Consider the following 19,610-nt stretch of genomic DNA (forward strand, 5'->3'; position numbering starts at 1 on the left):
AGAAACGTCGAAAGAAACGAAGGAGAGTCTCCATGTCATTCCCACTCATGCGCCGGTCGCACCGCGCCGGATTGCACGCGCAGCGCCGGCTCATGCGGCGTCACCATCCGGACTTCGACAAGATGGCGACGCAAGGCTGGCAGGCGCTGGAGGCCGAGGGCAGGCTGCCGAGCAACGGCTGGCGCAGGGAGAAGCAATGGGCGCTCGACATGGGTTTGCCCGGCGCCGACACGCTGACAGATCGCGAGATCCCGACCTTTGCGCGCGGCGAGCTGCCGCATTTCGCCGGGATCAACACCTTCATGAAGGCGCCGTATGTCGAGAACGTCCGCGACGTCGGCAAATACGACGCCGCGGTGATCGGCATCCCCTTCGATTCCGGCACCACCTATCGGCCCGGCACCCGCTTCGGGCCGCAGGGCATCCGCCGCATCTCCGCCCTGTACACGCCCTACAACTACGAGCTCGGCGTCGACCTGCGCGAGCAGATGACCCTGTGCGATGCCGGCGACGTCTTCACCATCCCCGCCAACCTTGAAAAGAGTTTTGACCAGATCAGCCGCGGCGTCGCGCATGTGTTCTCGTCCGGGGCGCTGCCGATCATGCTCGGCGGCGACCATTCGATCGGCTTCCCCTGCGTTCGCGGCATCGCGCAGTGCACCGACAAGCGCATCGGCATCATCCATTTCGACCGCCACATCGACATCCAGGAGAAGGATCTCGACGAGCGCATGCACACCACGCCCTGGTACTGGGCGACCAACCTGCCGAACGTGTCGCCGACCAATCTTGTGCAGCTCGGCATCGGCGGCTGGCAAGTGCCCCGCGAGGGCGTCGAGGTCGCGCGCAAGCGCAACACCAACGTGCTGACCATCGCCGACATCGAGAAGATCGGCCTGGAGAAGACCGCCGAGATCGCGCTGGAATTGGCCTGGAAGGATGCCGACGCGGTCTACATCTCGTTCGACGTCGATTCCATCGATTGCGGCTTCGTGCCGGGCACCGGCTGGCCGGAGCCCGGCGGCTTCCTGCCGCGCGAGGCGCTGAAGCTGCTCGGCCTCGTCGCCGCCGAGGGCCTGTGCGGGCTCGAAGTGGTCGAGGTCTCGCCGCCCTACGACACCTCGGACATCACCGCGCTGATCGGCGTGCGCGTCGTCGTCGAGGCGCTCGGCTCGATGGTCGCCCACGGCAAGCTCGGCAGCCACAAGTCCATCATCAACAAGCCGGTCAGCTTCTGAGGCTCGCGATGCGTCATCATCACCACCATCATGGCCATCATCATCACGATCATGGCCATGCTCATGATCATGATCACCACCATGACCACGATCACCCCCCGCACGGTCCCGGTCACAACCATCCCCACGGCGGCCGCTCGCCGGTACAGTGGCAGACGCCGCATCAACCGGACGGCGCCAAGCCCGCCGCGGCGGCCGAACCGGATCTCGACAAGGTCGAGGCTGCCTTTGTCGACGGCTTCATCGCCGCGCCGGATCCGACCAGCTTCCTGCGGCTGGCGCGGGTTCCGTTCGAGATCCTGCGCGACGGCACGAGCCTCAAGCTGCTGCGCGTCGAGATCGACGCGCTGACCGATGTCGGCAGCCTGACGCCGCATCTCGGCGGCGGCACCTTCCGCTACGATCCGCTGCCGTCGAACTTCGTCTCCCGCCGCCGCCGGTTGCGCTTCGTCTATTTCGATGGCGCCAGCCTCAAGCCGCTCACCTACGCGGAGCTGCGGGAAATGGAATGAGCTTACCGCAGCGGCGTTCGCTTGAGCGCCGCTGCGAGGGCCTCGAAGCGGTCGACGACCTCCGGCAGCACATAGGATCGCACGGTGGACGCCGCTGCGACGCCGATCAGCAGCACGATGACATATTGAGCGGCGAGCAGGAGGGCGACGCGCCGCAGCCACGCCAGCCGCGGCCGGCGCTCGGCAGCGCGAGCGGGGCTCTGCGGCGCATCGGGACCTGCAAGCAGCAGGTCGTCTCGGTCTCGCGAGACCTCGGACATCAGCTCAGTACCCCGACAGAATCTGTTCGAGGCGGGATTTGAGCCGCTTGTTGGTGCGTTCGCGGTCGCGCAGCGTGCGAGCCCATTCCAGCGAGACGACCTCGCTCTCCTTGTCGAAGGCGAGGCCGGCGCCGGCACCGTCGCGCCACACCATGCGGGCCGGCCGCGACCATCCGCGCCGTTCGATCGTGACGTCGACGCGGTCGGGCAGCAGCACGCTCCCTTCCAACTCGATCTTGATGCCTCGGTTGTTGAAGTTGCGCACGACGCAGGCGAGCGTCGAGCAGCCGGCGTTGAATGTCAGAACGCCGCCATAGTAGACGCGTTGGCGGGCCTCGTTGCGACGGTTGTCCATGACACGTCCTCCAGTCACTTAACGATCTATTAAGCAATCGGAGGGTGTGTGGCCACCATCGGCGGTATGAAAATGACGGCGGTGGTTAACGCATGCCGGGATGTGCCGGCATTGACGTTGCGCGCGTTCACCCTCGCGCAAACATCCTGGCCTCTTTGGCGATGACCGGCTTCACAGCTTCACCCAGCCGCGCGGCGGCCGCGTCGACCGACAGGCCCGCTGTATCCACGACGGCGTTGGCCCTTGCGTACAGCGGCTCGCGGCTGGCGAGGATGTTGCGCAGCTCGGCCATCGCCGAGCGGTCGTCGGCCATCGGGCGGAGGTCGCCCTGCTTGCGCACGCGCCCCATGTGCTCCTCCGGCTCGGCCTTCAGCCAGATCGTGTAGAACGAGGTCAGGATCAGGTCGAAGGTCACCGGTTCAGAGACGATGCCGCCGCCGGTCGCCAGCACCATCGGCTCCTTGCGCGCCAGCAGCTGCACCAGGGCGGCCTGCTCCATGCGGCGAAAGCCTTCCTGGCCGTAGAGCGCGATGATCTCGGCAACCGACAGCCCGTTCTGCCGCTCGATCTCCTTGTTCAGCTCGACGAAGCTCCAGCCGATCCGCGCCGCCAGCATCTTGCCGAGCGTCGACTTGCCGGCACCGCGCAGGCCGATCAGCGCAATGCCCGAGAACGAACGCCGCAGCGGCGCCGATGCGCCGCCGGCAAGCAGCTCCTTGACCTCGGCGATCTGGCTCGGGCTCGCCTTCTTCAGGAGATCGCGAATGACTGGCCAGTCCGGCGATGGCTCGCCGCCGGGGATGATGTCGTCGAGCGGCGCGTTGATCGCGTTGGCGATGCGGCGCAGCAGCACGATCGAGACATTGCCCTTGCCGCTCTCGAGCTGGGCGATGTAGCGCTCGGAAATCCCGGAGACCTCGGCCAGCACCTTGCGAGACATGCCGGCGAGGCCGCGCATCCGCCGCACCCGCTGGCCCAGCTGGTCGAGGAAATCGGTCTCGGCCGCGGACTGGCCGTCGTCGCGCGGGGCATCGCTGTGTGGCGTCATATCCCTGAGGTACTCTTTTGAGCAGGAAACATAATGCCGGGGAGGATTGACAGCAAGCGATGTTGGTGGCCTTGTATGAATTATAATTCAAAAATCCGGGGAGAATGCCGTGAAGTCGTACAATGCGGTATCGTGGTTGCTTGACCGCAATGTCGAGGCGGGGCGCGGCGACAAGCTCGCCTACACGGACACGGTCTCCGAGCTGACCTATCGCGGTTTGCAGCAGCAGACCTGCCGCGTCGCCAACATGCTGCGTCGCCTTGGCGTCCGCCGCGAGGAGCGCGTGGCGATGATCATGCTCGATACGGTGGATTTCCCCGCGGTGTTTCTTGGCGCCATGCGCGCGGGCATCGTCCCGGTGCCGCTCAACACGCTGCTGACCTCGGAGCAATACGCCTATGTGCTGGCCGACTGCCGCGCCCGCGTGCTGTTCGTGTACGAGGCGCTGTATCCGGTGGTGAAGGACATTGTCGGCCGGATGCCCGATCTCGATTGCGTCGTGGTCTCCGGCGCCAATGCCTTCGGCCACAAGCTGCTCACCGAGGAGCTCGCGCGCGAGAGCGATCAGTTCGACACGGTCGCCACCCACGAGGACGAGCCGGCGTTCTGGCTGTATTCGTCGGGCTCGACCGGCATGCCCAAGGGCGTGCGCCATCTGCACGGCAATCTCGCCGCGACGGCGGAGACCTATGCCAGCCAGGTGCTCGGCATCCGCGAGAGCGATGTCTGTCTGTCAGCCGCAAAGCTGTTCTTCGCCTATGGCCTCGGCAATGCGCTGACTTTCCCGCTCTCTGTCGGTGCAACCACGATCCTCAATTCCGAGCGTCCGACGCCGGCGCTGATGTTCAAGCTCCTCAACCGCTACAATCCGACCATCTTCTACGGCGTGCCGACCTTGTTCGCCGCGATGCTGCACGATGAGTCGCTGCGCCATGAGAAGGCCGGCAGCGCTCTGCGCATCTGCACTTCGGCCGGCGAGGCGCTGCCGGAATCGGTCGGCAATGCCTGGAAGGCGCGGTTCGGCGTCGACATTCTCGATGGCGTCGGCTCGACCGAGCTGCTGCACATCTTCCTGTCCAACGTGCCCGGGGACATCAAATACGGCTCATCGGGGCGCCCCGTGCCGGGCTATCAGGTTCGTCTTGTCAACGAGGCCGGTGAGGGCGTGCCGGACGGCGAGGTCGGTGAGATGCTGGTGCACGCGCCCTCGGCTGGCGAAGGCTACTGGAATCAGCGCCACAAGACCCGCTCGACCTTCGAGGGCTATTGGACGCGCACCGGCGACAAATATGTTCGCGATGCCGATGGCCGCTACACCTTCTGCGGCCGCTCCGACGACATGTTCAAGGTCTCCGGCATCTGGGTGTCGCCGTTCGAGGTCGAGAGCGCGCTGATCACGCATCCCTCCGTGCTGGAGGCCGCCGTGGTGCCGGAAGCCGATCCGGAGGGCCTGCTGAAGCCGAAGGCCTATGTCGTGCTGCGCCCGAGCGTCGATCGCTCGACCCTGCACGAGGCACTGAAGGAACACGTCAAGCAGAAGATCGGCCCGTGGAAATATCCGCGCTGGATCGAGGTGGTGGAATCCTTGCCGAAGACCGCGACCGGCAAGATCCAGCGCTTCAAGCTGCGCGAGGGGGCGAGCCAGTAATTGGTCTTCCTGCCCGTAAGTTGGCCCTGCTTTTAGTTGTCGTCATGGCCGGGCTTGACCCGGCCAACCATCCCGCCGCGACGAAGAAAGGCGTGGATGCCCGGGCCTTCGCCGCGTCGAAGCGGCTTCGGCCGCGCAGGCGGGTCAAGCCCGGGCATGACGAAGGAGAGAGTGACCGTGCAGCTTTCACCGAACGGCTTCCTCACCATCGACTCCGCCCAGCTCGAATATCGTCTCATCGGCCCGCAGCCGTCCGACGCCCCTTGCATCGTGCTGCTGCATGAAGGGCTGGGCTCGGTCGGCCTGTGGGGCGACTTCCCCGACAAGCTCCAACAGGCCACCGGCGCCTCCGTGCTCGCCTATTCCCGCGCCGGCTACGGCGCCTCGAGCCCGGTCACTCTGCCGCGCCCGCTCGACTACATGCAGCGCGAGGCGCGCGATGTCCTGCCAAAGCTGCTCGACGCGATCGGCTTCCGGCGCGGTCTTCTCGTCGGCCATTCCGACGGCGCCTCGATCGCGGCGATCTATGCCGGCAGCCACGCCGACCATCGCCTCCAGGGTATCGTGCTGATCGCGCCGCATGTCATCGTCGAGGACGTTTCGGTGTCGTCGATCGCCGCGATCAAGACAACTTACGAAACCACGGAGCTGCGCACCAAGCTCGGCCGCTGGCACAAGGACGTCGACAATGCGTTCCATGGCTGGAACGGCGCCTGGCTCGATCCGGCGTTCCGGACCTGGGACATCACGGCTGACCTCGCCTACATCCGCGTCCCCGTGGCCGTGATCCAGGGCGTCGATGACCAGTACGGCACCGTCCGCCAGGTCGAGATCCTCCAGGAGGAGTGCTACTGCCCGGTCGAGGTGACGATGCTGCCCAAGACCGGCCATTCCCCGCATCGCGAGGCGCCCGAGGCGACCCTGCGCGTTATCGCCCAGTTCGCCGCAGCCACCTTGCCGTCACCGGCATCACAAACATGAAACAAAGTGCATGTTCTGGCATTTAACGGTAGACGCCAGCCATAACATGAATTATTGTGCATCTCAACGATAAGCACTCCAACGAAGGGTGACTCATGGCCGGGGAAGACCGCGTGCTCGCGGGAGGCAAGACGTTCATCGATTTTCAGACCGATCCCTCCCGCTACAAACATTGGAAGCTCTCGATCGACGGCGAGGTGGCGACGCTCGCCATGGATGTCGACGAGAATGGCGGCCTGTTCGAGGGCTACCAGCTCAAGCTCAATTCCTATGATCTCGGCGTCGACATCGAGCTTGCAGATGCCGTGCAGCGGCTGCGCTTCGAGCACCCGCAAGTGAAGGTCGTGGTGCTGCGCTCGGCCAAGCCGCGCGTGTTCTGCGCCGGCGCCAACATCCGCATGCTCGCGGGCGCGACCCACGCCCACAAGGTGAACTTTTGCAAGTTCACCAACGAGACCCGCAATGGCTTCGAGGATTCATCCGAGAATTCCGGCCAGCGCTTCATCACCGTGGTGAACGGCACCGCGGCCGGCGGCGGCTATGAGCTCGCGCTCGCCACCGATCACATCATCCTCGCCGATGACGGCTCGTCTTCAGTGTCGCTGCCGGAGGTGCCGCTGCTCGCGGTGCTGCCCGGCACCGGCGGCCTGACGCGCGTCGTCGACAAGCGCAAGGTGCGCCGCGACCGTGCGGACGCGTTCTGCACGACGGAGGAGGGCGTCAAGGGCAAGCGCGCCGTGCAATGGCGTCTCGTCGACGAGATCGCGCCGAACTCCAAGGTCGACGCCAAGGTCGCCGAGCGCGCCAGGGAGTTCGCGGCCGCATCCAAGCGCAACGGCAGCGGCAAGGGCGTCGCGCTCACGCCGCTCAAGCGCATCATTGACGCGAGCAGCGTGCGCTACGGCTTCGTCAATGTCGACATCGACCGCGCCGCCCGCATCGCCACCATCACGGTCTCAGCTCCCGAGGCCGCGCCGCCGGCCGACATCGACGGCATGATCGGGCAGGGCGCCTCGTTCTGGCCGCTGCAGGTCGCGCGCGAGCTCGATGACGCCATCCTGCATCTGCGCATCAACGAACTCGGCATCGCAATGCTGGTGTTCAAGTCGCAGGGCGAGAACTCCCAGGTCCTGGCCTACGACGCCTTCCTCGAAGCCAACAAGGCGCATTGGCTGGTCAACGAGATCAGGCACTATTGGAAGCGCGTGCTCAAGCGCATCGACGTCACGTCGCGCACGCTGGTGACGCTGGTCGAGCCCGGCTCGTGCTTCGCCGGCACCTTGGCCGAGCTCGTGTTCGCCTCCGACCGCTCCTACATGCTGATCGGCACCATCCAGGGCGACAACCGCCCGGCGCCTTCCATCGAATTGTCGGCGATGAATTTCGGTCCCTATCCGATGAGCCACGGTCTGACCCGGCTGCAGTCGCGCTTCCTCGACGATCCCAACGGGCTCGAGCGCGTGCACGAGCAGGTCGGCAAGCCGCTGGAGGCAGATGAGGCCGAGGAGCTCGGCCTCGTCACCTTCGCGCTCGACGATATCGACTGGGAGGACGAGATCCGGGTCTTCCTCGAGGAGCGCGCCAGCTTCTCCCCCGACAGTCTCACCGGCCTCGAGGCTAATCTGCGCTTCGCCGGTCCCGAGACGATGGAATCGAAGATCTTCGCTCGCCTGACCGCCTGGCAGAACTGGATCTTCCAGCGCCCCAACGCGGTCGGCGAGGAGGGCGCGCTCCGGCGCTACGGCACCGGCGAGCGGCCGCAATACGACATGACGCGCGTGTAGTTATCATCCGTCATGGCCGGGCTTGGCCCGGCCATGACGGGCTCATCGACACGAACGACGTGGATGCCCGGCACAAGGCCCGGCATGACCACCGGGAAGATTTCAGGGAGGCACGCCATGAACATGAACATCATGAACGTCGACTACTCGACCAAGATTCCGAACAACGTGAATCTCGCCGAGGACCGCCAGGTCCTCAAGGCGCTGGAAGGCTGGCATCCCGGCTATGTCGACTGGTGGAACGACATGGGCCCGGAAGGCTTCCAGCAGTCGCTCGTGTATCTGCGCACGGCCTATTCGGTCGATCCGCGCGGCTGGGCGAAGTTCGACTACGTCAAGATGCCGGACTATCGCTGGGGTATCCTGCTGGCCCCGCAGGAAGAGGATCGGAAGATTCCGTTCGGCGAGCATTATGGCGAGCCGGCGTGGCAGGAGGTCCCCGGCGAATATCGCGCGCTGATGCGCCGCCTGATCGTGATCCAGGGCGACACCGAGCCGGCCTCGGTCGAGCAGCAGCGCCATCTCGGCAAGACGGCGCCGTCGCTCTACGACATGCGCAACCTGTTCCAGGTCAACGTCGAGGAGGGCCGTCACCTCTGGGCGATGGTCTACCTGCTGCAGAAATATTTTGGCCGCGATGGCCGCGAGGAGGCCGACGAGCTGCTGCGCCGCCGCTCGGGCGATGCGGACAGCCCGCGCATGCTCGGCGCCTTCAACGAGAAGACGCCGGACTGGCTGTCGTTCTTCATGTTCACCTACTTCACCGACCGCGACGGCAAGATGCAGCTGCACAGCCTCGCGCAGTCCGGCTTCGATCCGCTGTCGCGCACCTGCCGCTTCATGTTGACTGAAGAGGCGCATCACATGTTCGTCGGCGAGACCGGCGTCGGCCGCGTCATCCAGCGCACCGTCGAGGCGATGCGGGCCGCCGGCATCGACGATCCCACCGATATCGCCAAGGTCCGCGCGCTCGGCGTCATCGACCTGCCGACCATCCAGAAGAAGCTGAACCTGCACTACACGCTGTCGCTCGACCTGTTCGGCTCGGAGGTCTCGACCAACGCGGCGAACGCCTTCAACGCCGGCATCAAGGGCCGCTATCACGAGACCCAGATCCAGGACGATCACCAGCTCAAGAACTCGACCTATCCGGTGCTCAAGCTGGTCGACGGCGAGATCAAGCGGGTCGACGAGCCGGCGCTGACCGCGCTCAACATGCGCCTGCGCGACGACTACTCGCAGGACTGCATCAAGGGCCTGTTGCGCTGGAACAAGATCATCACCACCGCCGGCTACGACTTCCAGCTCAAGCTGCCGCATACCGCCTTCCACCGCGCCATCGGCGAGTTCAAGGACGTCCATGCGACGCCCGAGGGCATCCTGATCGACGAGGGCACGTGGGCGAAGCGCAAGGGCGACTGGCTGCCCTCGGCCGACGACGGCGCCTACATCGCCTCGCTGATGAAGCCCGTCACCGAGATCGGCGAATACGCGTCGTGGATCGCGCCCCCGAAAGTCGGCATCGACAACAAGCCGGGTGATTTCGAGTACGTGAAGATCGAGACCTGAGACCTGGACCCGGTCTGTTCCCTCCCCCCTTGTGGGGGAGGGCTAGGGAGGGAAGCCGCGGAGACGGTCGTTCGTGGCTTACCCCCCCTCTCCACCCCTCCCCCACAAGGGGGGAGGGAGCCGACCTTTCCTTGGGTTACTAATTCGGCCTCAACTATCCCAGCCCGCGCCTGGAATGCCGGGATTCGCGTAGACGATGCCGCCATCGACGGCGATCGTGTTTCCCACCACATAGTCGCCCGCCCGCGACGCCAGGAAGATCGCCGTCCCCGCCATGTCCTCGTCGGTGCCGATGCGGCCCGCGGGCACGCGCGCGGCGACCTCGTCGGCGTTGTCGCGCGCGGCCTTGTTCATGTCGGACTTGAACGGGCCCGGCGCGATCGCGGTGACCACGATGTGGTCCTTGATCAGCTTGGCGGCCATGCGCCGCGTCAGATGGATCAGGCCGGATTTGCTCGCCGCATAGGAATAGGTCTCGAGCGGGTTGACGAAGATGCCGTCGATCGAGGCGATGTTGATGACCTTCGCCGGCCGCTCGGCGCTGGCCGCCGCGCGCAACGGCGCCGCCAGCGCCTTGGTCAGGAAGAACGGCGTCTTGAGGTTGAGGTTCATCACCTTGTCCCAGCCGCTCTCGGGAAACTCATCGAAGTCGGCGCCCCAGGCGGCGCCGGCATTGTTGACGAGGATGTCGAGCCTGGGCTCGCGCGTCTTGATCTCGGCCGCGAGCATGTCGATACCCGCCATCGTCGAGATGTCGATCGGCAGCGCGATGCACTCGCCGCCATATTCCGCCGTCAGTGCCTTGGCAGTCTCCTCGCACGGACCGGCCTTTCGCGCCGTGATGTAGACCCGCGCTGCGCCCTGCGCGAGCAGCCCGGACGCGATCATCTTGCCGATGCCGCGCGAGCCGCCGGTGACGAGCGCGATGCGGCCTTCGAGCGAGAACAGGTTCTTGAGCATGGTGCCTCCCTTTTGCTTATGTCGTGCGCTTGTGTGCGGGACGCGCTGGCACTGTCAAGTGAGACGCAGTCGCAAGGATTTGCCGCAATTCATCGGGGGTGTGAAGACGCGGCCTATGCCGCGTCGATGCGGCGGAAGCCGTTCCACATCGCGGTCGCGGCGCCCGAGGTCAGCACCGGCAGCACGCGGGCGTCCTGGTAATGGCCGTTCAGCGAGACGCGCGACAGAGCCGTGAGATGATCGGCGCTTTCGGCGAAGATCATGCCGGGCCGGGTGGTGACGGCGGTCTTGTAGCCGCTCGCGGCCGCCAGCACGAATTCGCGCTGCGAGGCGGCGGCGCGGTCGCCGTAGGGGTAGGCCATGTGCAGCACAGGCCGCTGCAACTCGTTCTCGATCCGGGCACGGCTGTCGGCGATCTCGATGCGCGCCGTCTCCTCGGTCTGCTTGGCGAGATTGCAGTGACTGATCGAATGCGCGCCGATCGAGATCAATGGCTCCACCGACAGCGCCCGAAGCTCGTCCCAGGACAGGCAGAGCTCACGGCAGATCGACGCCTCGTCGACGTCGTAGCGCGCGCACAGCGCGCTGATCTCGCGCCGGACGTCGTGTTCGCCCGGCAGTGCGCGCAGCCAGTCGTGCAGGCGCTGGAACGTCACGCATTTGGCTGCCGGCGTCGATGCATCGAGCTGCAACGACAGCCCGCCGATCTTGATGTCGATCGCGTTGGTCTTCGCGACCAGCCGCTCCAGCGTCACCCACCAGAGCCGGCCGTTTCCGGACGCGAAATCGGTGGTCACATAGATCGTGAACGGCGCATCGAACTCGCGCATGACAGGCAGCGCGAAGTCGCGATTGTCGCGATAGCCGTCGTCGAAGGTGAAGCAGGCAAAGCGGCGCGAGAAGTCCTTCGCCATCAGCCGGCTGTGCAACTCGTCGAGAGTGATGATCTCGATGTCGTGGTCGCGCAGGTGCGACAACATCTCGCGCAGGAAATCCGGCGTGACCTCGAGGTGACAATTGGGCTGGAAATCGGCGTCGCGGTGCGGCCGCACATGATGCAGCGTATAGATCGCACCCACGCCCGAGAAGATCGGGCGCAGCCAGACATGCGCGCCGCTCAGATACAGCGCTTCCAGGCCGGCACGGATAAAGGTTTTGCGAAATCGCCTCATCTGAAATATGCGGCCCGGTGAGTGTCGGGACAAGGTTACCGACGAATGATTGAAGAAAACCTTAGCCTGCGGTCGCAACGTACCGTGCGGCGCTCCTCATTTCCGGTTTGACAGGCATGCAAGGGTTTGTTTTCTCTCTGCTTCCTCGATGCGACGGATGACGAATGCGCGGACTTTTCAGGTGGAGCGGGAAATGGTGGCCTGGTGTCATCCCGCTGATCGTGCTTTGGGGCTTCGCGGCCTGGACCAGCACCGTTCCCCTGGAGAATGATCTCGCCGGTCGCAGTGCGGCCGCTCTGAAGGGGGCGGTGCTCGACAGGACGAGCATCACGGTGGATGGCCGCGATGTCTCGCTGCGCGCCAATGCGTTTTCCGAGGCCGGGCGCCGCGATGCCGTCGCCGCGGTCGACGCCGTGGCCGGCGTGCGGCTCGTCAACGACGAGACTCGGCTGGTCCCCGAGGCCAAGCCGTTCGTCTGGTCGGCCGAGCGTGACGTCGTCCGGGTGACGCTGGGTGGCAGCGCGCCGTTGCCCGCCTTGAAGGGCAAGCTGATGGACGCGACCCGGGCGGCGCTGCCGGGCGTGGAGGTCGCTGACCAGATGGGCCTGGCGCGCGGCGCGCCGGCGCGCTTCGAGGATGCGGCGCTGCTGCTGATCGGCCAGATCGCCAAGCTGAAGGACGGCAAGTTCACGATCTCCGACGGCGACGTCACATTGTCCGGCATGGCGCGCGAACTCGGCGGCCGCGAGGCGATCGCGGCCGCGCTCGGAAAGCTGCCTGACGGCTTCAAGGTCGCCAGCAACGAGGTCAAGGCGCCGCCCTATGTCTTCCAGGCCTACAAGGACCCGGTCGCGGTGACCGTGACGCTCGCCGGCAACGTTCCAGACGAGAACATCCACGCCGTCGTCATCGGCTCCTCATCGCGCAAATTCTTCAGCGAGAAGGTCGTGGACAATCTCAAGAACAGCCTCGGCGCGCCGGCCAATTTCGTGAATGCGGTGGTGCCGGCGCTGGGCGCCTTGTCGCGGCTGTCGACCGGCACGCTGGTGGTGTCCGACCGCGACATCAAGATTTCGGGTGATGCGCTTTACGACGCCGCCGCCGCCCAGATCCGGACCGGGCTCGCCAAGGACGTGCCGCAGGGCTGGCAGGTGAAGGCCGAGATCACGGTTAAGCCGGCAGCCGCCCCGGTCGATCCCACGGTGTGCCAGCAGCTGTTCTCCGACCTGCTCGGCAAGGCCAAGATCCGCTTCGAGACCGGCCGCAGCGACCTCGACCGCGATTCCACCGGTCTGCTCGACCGCCTCGTCGAGATCGCGTTCCGCTGTCCCTCCGCCAATGTCGAGATCATCGGGCACACCGATGCTGAAGGCGACTCTGCGGCCAATCAGGTGCTGTCGCAGAAGCGCGCCCAGGCGGTCGTCGATTATCTGGTCAAGGCCGGGCTGCCGGCCGATCGTTTCAGCGCGATCGGCTATGGCAGCACCCAGCCGATCGCGGCCAACGACACCGCCGACGGCCGGGCGCAGAACCGGCGCATCGAATTCGTGGTGAGGTAACGTCATGGCCTATCTCGTTGCCTTTCACTGGGGCTGGCTGGCCGGCGCATTCGCCATCGGGCTGGCGATGGGCTGGGTCGCCGTGGTGCATCGCGCCCCGCGCGTGTCGGGCTGGCTGACCTGGCTGCTGGCGGCGCTGGCCGCCGGCCTGGTCGCGGCGGCCGTGGTCTCCCTGATCCCCGGCCGGGCCGGCTACTGGCTCGAGCTGTTGCTGATCATGTTCGTGCCCTACCTCGTCGGCTGCGCCATCGGCACCTGGCTGCGGGCGCTGGTGGTGATCCGCAGCATGCGGACGAAATCGGCGGCCTGAAACCGCCCGCACCGGACTGCCCCCGACGCCACCTGCCGAGACTGCGGCGGGCGCGCCCATCGTCCGCGTGCCCAGGTCATCGCAACTGCGAGACACGAAGGTTTGACGAGGCGCGAACCTGTCAAACGCGCAGCTCGCGCTTATCGTTGAGCCATGCCGACCCGCCGAGCCATGGGGCGCCCCGGAAAGCCCGGAGATCCGCGTTCCTCACCAAAGTTTAACCTGGGGTTTGCAGGCTGGCGGGAGCGTGCGCTGACCCGCCGTCCTGCATGAGGCCTTGCCTGACGTCTTTGCCTGATGTCTTGCCTCATGTGCGGCAAAACGGTGCATCGCATTTCCGTAAAGCCTGCTAAGTATATCCATGTGTACGCTTTTGTTCGCACGCTCCGTGTTCCCCAATGCGTCGAAACGCGCTACGAGGGCGTTGTATGCGCACATGATGCTGCGGCCTCCGGGGCGCGGCATCCCCGGCCGTCGTGATCGGATCACGGTGAGAGGTGTAGATGCTTGAAGCCATACGCAGAGCGGCCACGTTCCTGCGCGAGAAGCAAGTCCTGCACAAGCTCGGCGTGCTGATCAGCATCGCGGTGATCGCGGTCGCCTGCTACGTCCTCTACCACATGCTGCGCGGCATCGACACCTACGAGGTGCTCGAGGCGATCAAGAGCACGGAGCCTCATCAGATCGCGCTCGCCGCGCTGTTCGTCGCCGCCGGCTATTTCACGCTGACCTTCTACGATCTGTTCGCGGTGCGCGCCATTGGCCACGACCACGTGCCCTACCGCGTCAACGCGCTGGCCGCCTTCACCAGCTATTCGATCGGCCACAATGTCGGCGCCAGCGTCTTCACCGGCGGCGCCGTGCGCTACCGCGTCTATTCGGCCCATGGGCTGAACGCCATCGACGTCGCCAAGATCTGCTTCCTCGCCGGCCTGACGTTCTGGCTCGGCAATGCCGCCGTGCTCGGGCTCGGCATCAGCTATCATCCGGAGGCCGCGGCCTCGATCGACCAGCTGCCGCCCTGGGTCAACCGCATGGTGGCGATCGCGATCCTGGTCGGCCTGTTGGGGTATGTCGCCTGGGTATGGACCAAGCCGCGCGTGGTCGGCCGCGGGCCGTGGACCGTGGTGCTGCCGAGCGGCCCGCTGACCCTGTTGCAGATCGCGATCGGCATCATCGACCTCGGCTTCTGCGCGCTGGCGATGTACGTACTGGTGCCGGACGAGCCCAATCTCGGCTTCGTCGTGGTGGCCGTGATCTTCGTCTCGGCAACCCTGCTCGGCTTCGCCAGCCATTCCCCCGGCGGGCTCGGCGTGTTCGACGCCGCGATGCTGGTCGGGCTGTGGCAGATGGACCGCGAGGAGCTGCTGGCCGGAATGCTGCTGTTCCGGATGCTGTATTATTTGGCGCCGTTCCTCATTTCTGTAATCTTGCTGACGTTTCGCGAGGTTATCATCAGCACGCGGTCGAAGCGGCTGCGGCAGGCCGCGCTCAGCCTCGATCCGGGCCCCCCGCCCGAAGCCGCTTTTGTGAGGAAACGCAGCGATTCCGGTGCCTGACGCCAGTTCAAGGGAACAATCGGACCAGATGGCCCTCGACGCTCCCTCCGACACCTCGCTCTCGATCTTCACCCCCTGGCCGGACCGGCTGCGCCATTCCGCGATCATCCTGCTCGCTGCGGCGCTCGCGCTTGTCGGGCTCGTGCTGCTGGACGAGCTGCTGCCGCTGCGGGCCCTGGCGGTATTCCTGTGCATTGCCGCCGCCGCCCTGGTGCCGTGGCGGCTGCATGGCGCGGTCGCCAAGCGCGAGGAGGAGCGCCACGCCAACCCGGTCGAGGCGCCGGCCGTGAGCGCGGTGGTCGAGGGCATCCCCGATCCCGCCGTGCTGCTCGACCGCGCCGGCCGCGTCATCCACCTCAATGGCGCCGCCGCGCAGCTCGCGCCGGCCCTGCGCAAGGGCGAGCTCGCCCAGTTCGCGCTGCGCACGCCGGAGATCATCACCGCGCTGCGCGAGGCGATCGCCACCACCGAGATCCGTCGCGCCACCTATCACGATCACGTTCCGGTCGATCGCTGGATGGAGCTGATCATCACGCCGGTGCCGGTGCCGACGGCGTTCGGCGGCACCGACAAATGCATGCTGATGACGTTCCACGATCTGACCCCGCTGCGCCGGGTCGAGGAAATGCGCGCCGACTTCGTCGCCAATGCGAGCCACGAGCTGCGCACGCCGCTGGCGGCGCTCTCGGGCTTCATCGACACGCTGCAGGGGCCGGCGAAGGACGATCCGAAGGCGCGCGAGCGCTTCCTCGGCATCATGCACATCCAGGCGACGCGCATGGCGCGGCTGATCGACGATCTCCTGTCGCTGTCGCGGGTGGAGCTGTCGGCGCATGTCCAGCCCCACGCCATGGTCGACGTCGTCCCCATCATCCGCCAGGTCACCGACGGGCTGGAGTCGCTGGCCAGGGAGCGCCAGGTGGTGATCGAGACCAGCCTGCCGGAGGCGCCGGTGACGATCGCCGGCGACCGCGAGGAATTGCTGCGCGTGTTCGAGAACCTGATCGAGAATGCGCTGAAATACGGCGCCTCGGGCGGGCGCGTGATCGTCTCGCTGGAGCAGGCCGTCTCCGCCGAGAACGCGCCGGAGATCCGGGTCAAGGTGCGCGATTTCGGCCCGGGCATCGCGCCCGAGCATCTGCCGCGCCTGACCGAGCGCTTCTATCGCGTCGACGTCGGCGACAGCCGCGCGCAGGGCGGCACCGGGCTCGGCCTCTCCCTGGTGAAGCATATCCTCAACCGCCATCGCGGCCGGCTGCTGATCGAGAGCGTGCCGCGCAATGGCGCCGCCTTCACGGCCTGCTTTCCGCAGTCGAAGCCCGCGCGGGGCGCCTGATCGGCGGGCGCATCCTGCGGCCCGGCGCAGGCCGGGCACACGTCATCGATCGTTCTGAGTAAGCAGCCGGAGATCGCGGGGCGATGTGGAGCATCCTCATCGCCCGTCGCGGCCAACCGCTCAGCGCGTGGTCGACTTCGCCGGCTGGCGGCGGCGGTCGGCCGCAGGCTGATAGGCGACGCGCGAATGCTGCGCGCAATAGGGCAGGCCGGACAGCGCCTTGCCGCCGCAGAAGAAGAAATCCGCGCTCGAGGGATCGCCGACCGGCCAGTGGCAGGTCGCCTCGTTGAGCTCCAGCAGCGACAGCCGCTGGTTCATCGGCACGACGTTGTCGAATGCAACCGGATCGGGCTCCGCCTCGACCTCGAAAACCTGTGCGAGCGCCGTGTTGCCGCGCGCAACCGGGCGCGCCACCCGCATCATCGGCTGGGCCGGGCGGGCCGCCTTGCGCTGGCGCGGTGCCGCGGTGGCCGGGCTCTTGGCGCGGCCGGACAGGCCCAGCCGGTGCACCTTGCCGATCACGGCGTTGCGCGTCACGTTTCCGAGTTCCGCGGCGATCTGGCTGGCCGATAGTCCGGCTTCCCAGAGTTTTTTCAGTTGCTCGACGCGATCGTCGGACCAGGTCAATACGGTCATCGAACCTTTCCCTTCGCGTTGCGCCGGCCAATTCCGGGACGGCGCTGCGATGCTGTCTCAAGAAAATCCCTGGCGGCAGAATCCCTTATCCCTCGCCGGGCGCGCACGAGGCACCCGGACGTTACGCAAACTCAGAGAACTTCGAGAGGGATCAGAACTGCCGCACGAGATGTCGTACTCGACGTCGAAAACGCTACAATATGGCGTGACTCTCGCGCAAGAGTCGGTGGCCGCAGTCCACACATTCCGTGGTTCCCTGTGGCACGTCTCGAGCCGTGTCGTGCGTCCGCAATCTCACGGGCCGGCCCCGCCATGCATCGGCTGACGCGTAGTTGACTCCCACCGCTGCCCGCATACAATAGATGTACGTGCCGCCTTGAAAAGGCGGCACATTTTGTTTTCCAGGGTGGGGTCCCTGATGCGCGATGGCGCCGCGTGGCGCGTGTCTCGGCCGGCCCGTCAGCTCATGTGATCCGCCATGACCAGTGTTGCCGCTACGCATCTCCTCCCCGTATTCGCCCGGGTCGATCTTTCGTTCGAGCGCGGCGAAGGCGCGTGGCTGATCGCGACCAATGGCGATCGCTATCTCGATTTCACCTCGGGCGTCGCCGTCAATTCGCTCGGCCATGCGCACCCGCATCTGGTCAAGGCGCTGCAGGAACAGGCGGCCAAGCTCTGGCACATGTCGAACCTGTTCAAGAGCCCGGATGGCGAGCGCCTCGCCGCGCGGCTGTGCGAGCAGAGCTTTGCCGACTACGTGTTCTTCGCCAATTCCGGCGCTGAGGCGATGGAAGGCGCGATCAAGATCACGCGCAAATATCACGCCGCCAAGGGCCATCCCGAACGCTACCGTATCATCACCTTCGAAGGCGCGTTCCACGGCCGCACGCTGGCGACGCTCGCCGCGACAGGTTCCGCGAAATATCTCGACGGCTTCGGTCCGCCGATGGACGGCTTCGATCAGGTTCCGTTCGGCGACATCGAAGCGGTGAAGAAGGCAATCGGTCCGCACACCGCCGGCATCCTGGTCGAGCCGGTGCAGGGCGAGGGCGGCGTGCGCACCGCGCCGCTGCCGTTCTACAAGGCGCTGCGCCAGCTCTGCGACGACAACGGTCTGTTGCTCGTCATCGACGAGGTCCAGACCGGCATGGGCCGCACCGGCGATCTGTTTGCGCATCGCTGGCTCGGCGTCACGCCGGACGTGATGTCGCTGGCCAAGGCGCTCGGCGGCGGCTTTCCCATCGGCGCCGTGCTCGCCACGGCCGAGGCCGCGTCGGGCATGACGCCGGGCTCGCACGGCTCGACCTTCGGCGGCAATCCGCTGGCGGTCGCCGCGGCCAACGCCGTGCTCGACGTGATGCTGGCGCCCGGCTTCTTCGATCACGTCCGCAGGATGTCGCTGCTGTTGAAGCAGAAGCTTGGTGCCGTCCTCGATCGTCATCCCGACATCATCTCCGAGATCCGCGGCGAGGGCCTTCTGATCGGCGTCAAGGCGGTGGTGCCGTCGGGCGATCTGGTCGCGGCGCTGCGCGATCAGAAGCTGCTCACGGTGGGCGCCGGCGACAACGTCGTGCGCTTTCTGCCGCCGCTGATCGTCAACGAATCCGAAATCGAACAATCGGTCGAGATGCTCGATCGCGCCTGTGCGGCGCTGTCGGGCAAGCCTGCCAGGCAGGCGGCCGCATCATGAGCAAGACCATGGGCAACACGCCGCGTCATTTCCTCGATCTCACCGAGATGCCGGTCGAGGAGCTGCGCAACGTGCTGGCGCTGTCCAGCGCGATGAAGAAGACCTTGAAGGCGCGCGAGCCGGCGAAGAAGCCGCTCGAGGGCAAGGTGCTGGCGATGATCTTCGACAAGCCGTCGACCCGCACCCGCGTGTCGTTCGACGTCGGCATGCGCCAGCTCGGCGGCGAGGCGATCATGCTGACCGGCACCGAGATGCAGCTCGGCCGCGGCGAGACCATCGCCGACACCGCGCGCGTGCTGTCGCGCTATGTCGACGCCATCATGATCCGCATCCTCAGCCACGAGGCGCTGCTCGAGCTCGCCGCGCACGCCACCGTGCCGGTGATCAACGGCCTGACCCGGCGCTCGCATCCCTGCCAGGTGATGGCCGACGTGATGACCTTCGAGGAGCATCGCGGTTCGATCGAGGGCCGCACCGTGGCCTGGACTGGCGACGACAACAACGTGCTGGCGTCCTGGGCGCATGCCGCCGAGCGCTTCAAGTTCCGGCTCAACGTCGCCACCCCCCCGCAGCTGTCGCCGGGCAAGCCGATGAAGGATTTCATCCGCGCCACCCGCGCCGACATCCATCTCGGCCACGACCCGGAAGTGGCCGTGGCGAATGCCGACTGCGTCGTCACCGACACCTGGGTGTCGATGGGCGACAAGGACGGCGAGCATCGCCACAACCTGCTCAAGCCGTATCAGGTCAATTCGAAGTTGATGTCCTTGGCCAAGCCCGAGGCGCTGTTCATGCACTGCCTGCCCGCCCACCGCGGCGAGGAGGTTACCGACGAGGTGATCGACGGCCCGCAGTCCGTCGTCTTCGACGAAGCCGAAAACCGCCTGCACGCCCAGAAGGGCATCCTGGCGTGGTGCTTCGGCGAGCGGGCGTAGGGTTCGACGGCGCTACACCACAATTGTCGTCCCGGCCTTGAGCCGGGACCCATACCGC

The 19,610-nt window shown here is 66.2% G+C and carries 17 protein-coding genes and 1 pseudogene; 12 read left to right on the plus strand and 6 right to left on the minus strand.

Annotated features, from left to right (window positions below; all coding sequences use genetic code 11):
• Positions 1 to 32 precede the first annotated feature (32 nt).
• Positions 33 to 1,238: an arginase family protein gene (locus ACQR1F_RS22710; RefSeq protein ID WP_315801610.1), complete on the plus strand. Its 1,206-nt coding sequence runs from the start codon at positions 33 to 35 to the stop codon at positions 1,236 to 1,238.
• Between the two features lie 143 nt (positions 1,239 to 1,381).
• Positions 1,382 to 1,750: pseudogene (locus ACQR1F_RS22715) on the plus strand (hypothetical protein); the annotation flags it as partial.
• A gap of 2 nt (positions 1,751 to 1,752) precedes the next feature.
• Here the strand turns inward: ACQR1F_RS22715 and ACQR1F_RS22720 are convergent.
• From ACQR1F_RS22720 to ACQR1F_RS22730, 3 genes are all read right to left on the minus strand, one after another.
• Positions 1,753 to 2,010 carry a hypothetical protein gene (locus tag ACQR1F_RS22720; protein WP_316237357.1) on the minus strand — a complete coding sequence of 86 codons (258 nt, stop codon included), beginning with the start codon at positions 2,008 to 2,010 and terminating at the stop codon, positions 1,753 to 1,755.
• A gap of 4 nt (positions 2,011 to 2,014) precedes the next feature.
• On the minus strand, positions 2,015 to 2,365 hold the full coding sequence (locus ACQR1F_RS22725) for a PilZ domain-containing protein (protein WP_315801608.1): 351 nt from the start codon (positions 2,363 to 2,365) through the stop codon (positions 2,015 to 2,017).
• Positions 2,366 to 2,492: 127 nt separating this feature from the next.
• Entirely contained in the window at positions 2,493 to 3,413 is a 921-nt protein-coding gene (locus ACQR1F_RS22730; protein ID WP_315801607.1) for a helix-turn-helix transcriptional regulator, read from the minus strand.
• A gap of 109 nt (positions 3,414 to 3,522) precedes the next feature.
• Here ACQR1F_RS22730 and ACQR1F_RS22735 point away from each other — a divergent pair, with 109 nt between their 5' ends.
• The 4 genes from ACQR1F_RS22735 to boxB all read left to right on the plus strand — a co-directional run bounded on the left by ACQR1F_RS22735 (position 3,523) and on the right by boxB (position 9,395).
• The gene (locus ACQR1F_RS22735; RefSeq protein ID WP_434882501.1) at positions 3,523 to 5,061 is read left to right on the plus strand and encodes a benzoate-CoA ligase family protein; all 1,539 of its coding nucleotides are present in this window, start codon (positions 3,523 to 3,525) and stop codon (positions 5,059 to 5,061) included.
• Between the two features lie 177 nt (positions 5,062 to 5,238).
• A complete protein-coding gene (locus ACQR1F_RS22740; RefSeq protein WP_316237355.1) occupies positions 5,239 to 6,042 on the plus strand; it encodes an alpha/beta fold hydrolase in 804 nt (267 codons plus the stop codon).
• A gap of 95 nt (positions 6,043 to 6,137) precedes the next feature.
• A complete protein-coding gene (boxC, locus tag ACQR1F_RS22745; RefSeq protein WP_315801604.1) occupies positions 6,138 to 7,826 on the plus strand; it encodes a 2,3-epoxybenzoyl-CoA dihydrolase in 1,689 nt (562 codons plus the stop codon).
• 117 nt (positions 7,827 to 7,943) lie between these two features.
• Positions 7,944 to 9,395: a benzoyl-CoA 2,3-epoxidase subunit BoxB gene (boxB, locus tag ACQR1F_RS22750; protein WP_316237354.1), complete on the plus strand. Its 1,452-nt coding sequence runs from the start codon at positions 7,944 to 7,946 to the stop codon at positions 9,393 to 9,395.
• A 150-nt stretch (positions 9,396 to 9,545) separates the two neighbouring features.
• On the opposite strand, the gene ACQR1F_RS22755 is transcribed toward boxB, so the two are convergent.
• Together ACQR1F_RS22755 and ACQR1F_RS22760 are read right to left on the minus strand one after the other, a co-directional pair.
• Positions 9,546 to 10,355: an SDR family oxidoreductase gene (locus tag ACQR1F_RS22755; protein WP_316182009.1), complete on the minus strand. Its 810-nt coding sequence runs from the start codon at positions 10,353 to 10,355 to the stop codon at positions 9,546 to 9,548.
• A gap of 113 nt (positions 10,356 to 10,468) precedes the next feature.
• Positions 10,469 to 11,527 carry a polysaccharide deacetylase family protein gene (locus tag ACQR1F_RS22760; protein WP_315801601.1) on the minus strand — a complete coding sequence of 353 codons (1,059 nt, stop codon included), beginning with the start codon at positions 11,525 to 11,527 and terminating at the stop codon, positions 10,469 to 10,471.
• A 164-nt stretch (positions 11,528 to 11,691) separates the two neighbouring features.
• Here ACQR1F_RS22760 and ACQR1F_RS22765 point away from each other — a divergent pair, with 164 nt between their 5' ends.
• From ACQR1F_RS22765 to ACQR1F_RS22780, 4 genes are all read left to right on the plus strand, one after another.
• Complete coding sequence (locus ACQR1F_RS22765) at positions 11,692 to 13,086, plus strand: OmpA family protein (RefSeq protein ID WP_315801600.1); 1,395 nt, start codon at positions 11,692 to 11,694, stop codon at positions 13,084 to 13,086.
• Positions 13,087 to 13,090: 4 nt separating this feature from the next.
• Entirely contained in the window at positions 13,091 to 13,396 is a 306-nt protein-coding gene (locus tag ACQR1F_RS22770; protein WP_315801599.1) for a hypothetical protein, read from the plus strand.
• Positions 13,397 to 13,899: 503 nt separating this feature from the next.
• Positions 13,900 to 14,955, plus strand: a complete 1,056-nt coding sequence (locus tag ACQR1F_RS22775) for a lysylphosphatidylglycerol synthase domain-containing protein (RefSeq protein ID WP_315751236.1) — start codon at positions 13,900 to 13,902, stop codon at positions 14,953 to 14,955.
• Between the two features lie 28 nt (positions 14,956 to 14,983).
• A complete protein-coding gene (locus ACQR1F_RS22780) occupies positions 14,984 to 16,291 on the plus strand; it encodes an ATP-binding protein (protein ID WP_316237352.1) in 1,308 nt (435 codons plus the stop codon).
• 120 nt (positions 16,292 to 16,411) lie between these two features.
• Here the strand turns inward: ACQR1F_RS22780 and ACQR1F_RS22785 are convergent, their stop codons facing one another.
• Positions 16,412 to 16,927, minus strand: coding sequence for a GcrA family cell cycle regulator (locus ACQR1F_RS22785; RefSeq protein WP_315717142.1), 516 nt, complete (start codon positions 16,925 to 16,927; stop codon positions 16,412 to 16,414).
• A gap of 478 nt (positions 16,928 to 17,405) precedes the next feature.
• On the opposite strand from ACQR1F_RS22785, the gene ACQR1F_RS22790 reads away from it, so the two are divergent.
• Both ACQR1F_RS22790 and argF read left to right on the plus strand, forming a co-directional pair.
• Entirely contained in the window at positions 17,406 to 18,617 is a 1,212-nt protein-coding gene (locus ACQR1F_RS22790) for an aspartate aminotransferase family protein (protein ID WP_316182001.1), read from the plus strand.
• Between the two features lie 8 nt (positions 18,618 to 18,625).
• On the plus strand, positions 18,626 to 19,552 hold the full coding sequence (gene argF, locus ACQR1F_RS22795) for an ornithine carbamoyltransferase (protein WP_315801770.1): 927 nt from the start codon (positions 18,626 to 18,628) through the stop codon (positions 19,550 to 19,552).
• Positions 19,553 to 19,610: the final 58 nt, after the last annotated feature.

Origin of the sequence: Bradyrhizobium sp. HKCCYLS3013 (assembly GCF_051167615.1) — a bacterium.
Classification (GTDB): domain Bacteria; phylum Pseudomonadota; class Alphaproteobacteria; order Rhizobiales; family Xanthobacteraceae; genus Bradyrhizobium.

What these genes read in the sequence shown, in the direction of transcription:
- ACQR1F_RS22780 (WP_316237352.1), top strand. Translation starts at nt 14,984, where the DNA reads ATGGCCCTCGACGCTCCCTCCGACACCTCGCTCTCGATCTTCACCCCC.
- boxB (WP_316237354.1), top strand. Translation starts at nt 7,944, where the DNA reads ATGAACATGAACATCATGAACGTCGACTACTCGACCAAGATTCCGAAC.
- ACQR1F_RS22720 (WP_316237357.1), bottom strand. Translation starts at nt 2,010, where the DNA reads ATGTCCGAGGTCTCGCGAGACCGAGACGACCTGCTGCTTGCAGGTCCC.
- ACQR1F_RS22775 (WP_315751236.1), top strand. Translation starts at nt 13,900, where the DNA reads ATGCTTGAAGCCATACGCAGAGCGGCCACGTTCCTGCGCGAGAAGCAA.
- ACQR1F_RS22785 (WP_315717142.1), bottom strand. Translation starts at nt 16,927, where the DNA reads ATGACCGTATTGACCTGGTCCGACGATCGCGTCGAGCAACTGAAAAAA.
- boxC (WP_315801604.1), top strand. Translation starts at nt 6,138, where the DNA reads ATGGCCGGGGAAGACCGCGTGCTCGCGGGAGGCAAGACGTTCATCGAT.
- ACQR1F_RS22755 (WP_316182009.1), bottom strand. Translation starts at nt 10,355, where the DNA reads ATGCTCAAGAACCTGTTCTCGCTCGAAGGCCGCATCGCGCTCGTCACC.
- ACQR1F_RS22710 (WP_315801610.1), top strand. Translation starts at nt 33, where the DNA reads ATGTCATTCCCACTCATGCGCCGGTCGCACCGCGCCGGATTGCACGCG.
- ACQR1F_RS22790 (WP_316182001.1), top strand. Translation starts at nt 17,406, where the DNA reads ATGACCAGTGTTGCCGCTACGCATCTCCTCCCCGTATTCGCCCGGGTC.
- argF (WP_315801770.1), top strand. Translation starts at nt 18,626, where the DNA reads ATGGGCAACACGCCGCGTCATTTCCTCGATCTCACCGAGATGCCGGTC.
- ACQR1F_RS22725 (WP_315801608.1), bottom strand. Translation starts at nt 2,365, where the DNA reads ATGGACAACCGTCGCAACGAGGCCCGCCAACGCGTCTACTATGGCGGC.
- ACQR1F_RS22765 (WP_315801600.1), top strand. Translation starts at nt 11,692, where the DNA reads ATGCGCGGACTTTTCAGGTGGAGCGGGAAATGGTGGCCTGGTGTCATC.
- ACQR1F_RS22760 (WP_315801601.1), bottom strand. Translation starts at nt 11,527, where the DNA reads ATGAGGCGATTTCGCAAAACCTTTATCCGTGCCGGCCTGGAAGCGCTG.
- ACQR1F_RS22770 (WP_315801599.1), top strand. Translation starts at nt 13,091, where the DNA reads ATGGCCTATCTCGTTGCCTTTCACTGGGGCTGGCTGGCCGGCGCATTC.
- ACQR1F_RS22730 (WP_315801607.1), bottom strand. Translation starts at nt 3,413, where the DNA reads ATGACGCCACACAGCGATGCCCCGCGCGACGACGGCCAGTCCGCGGCC.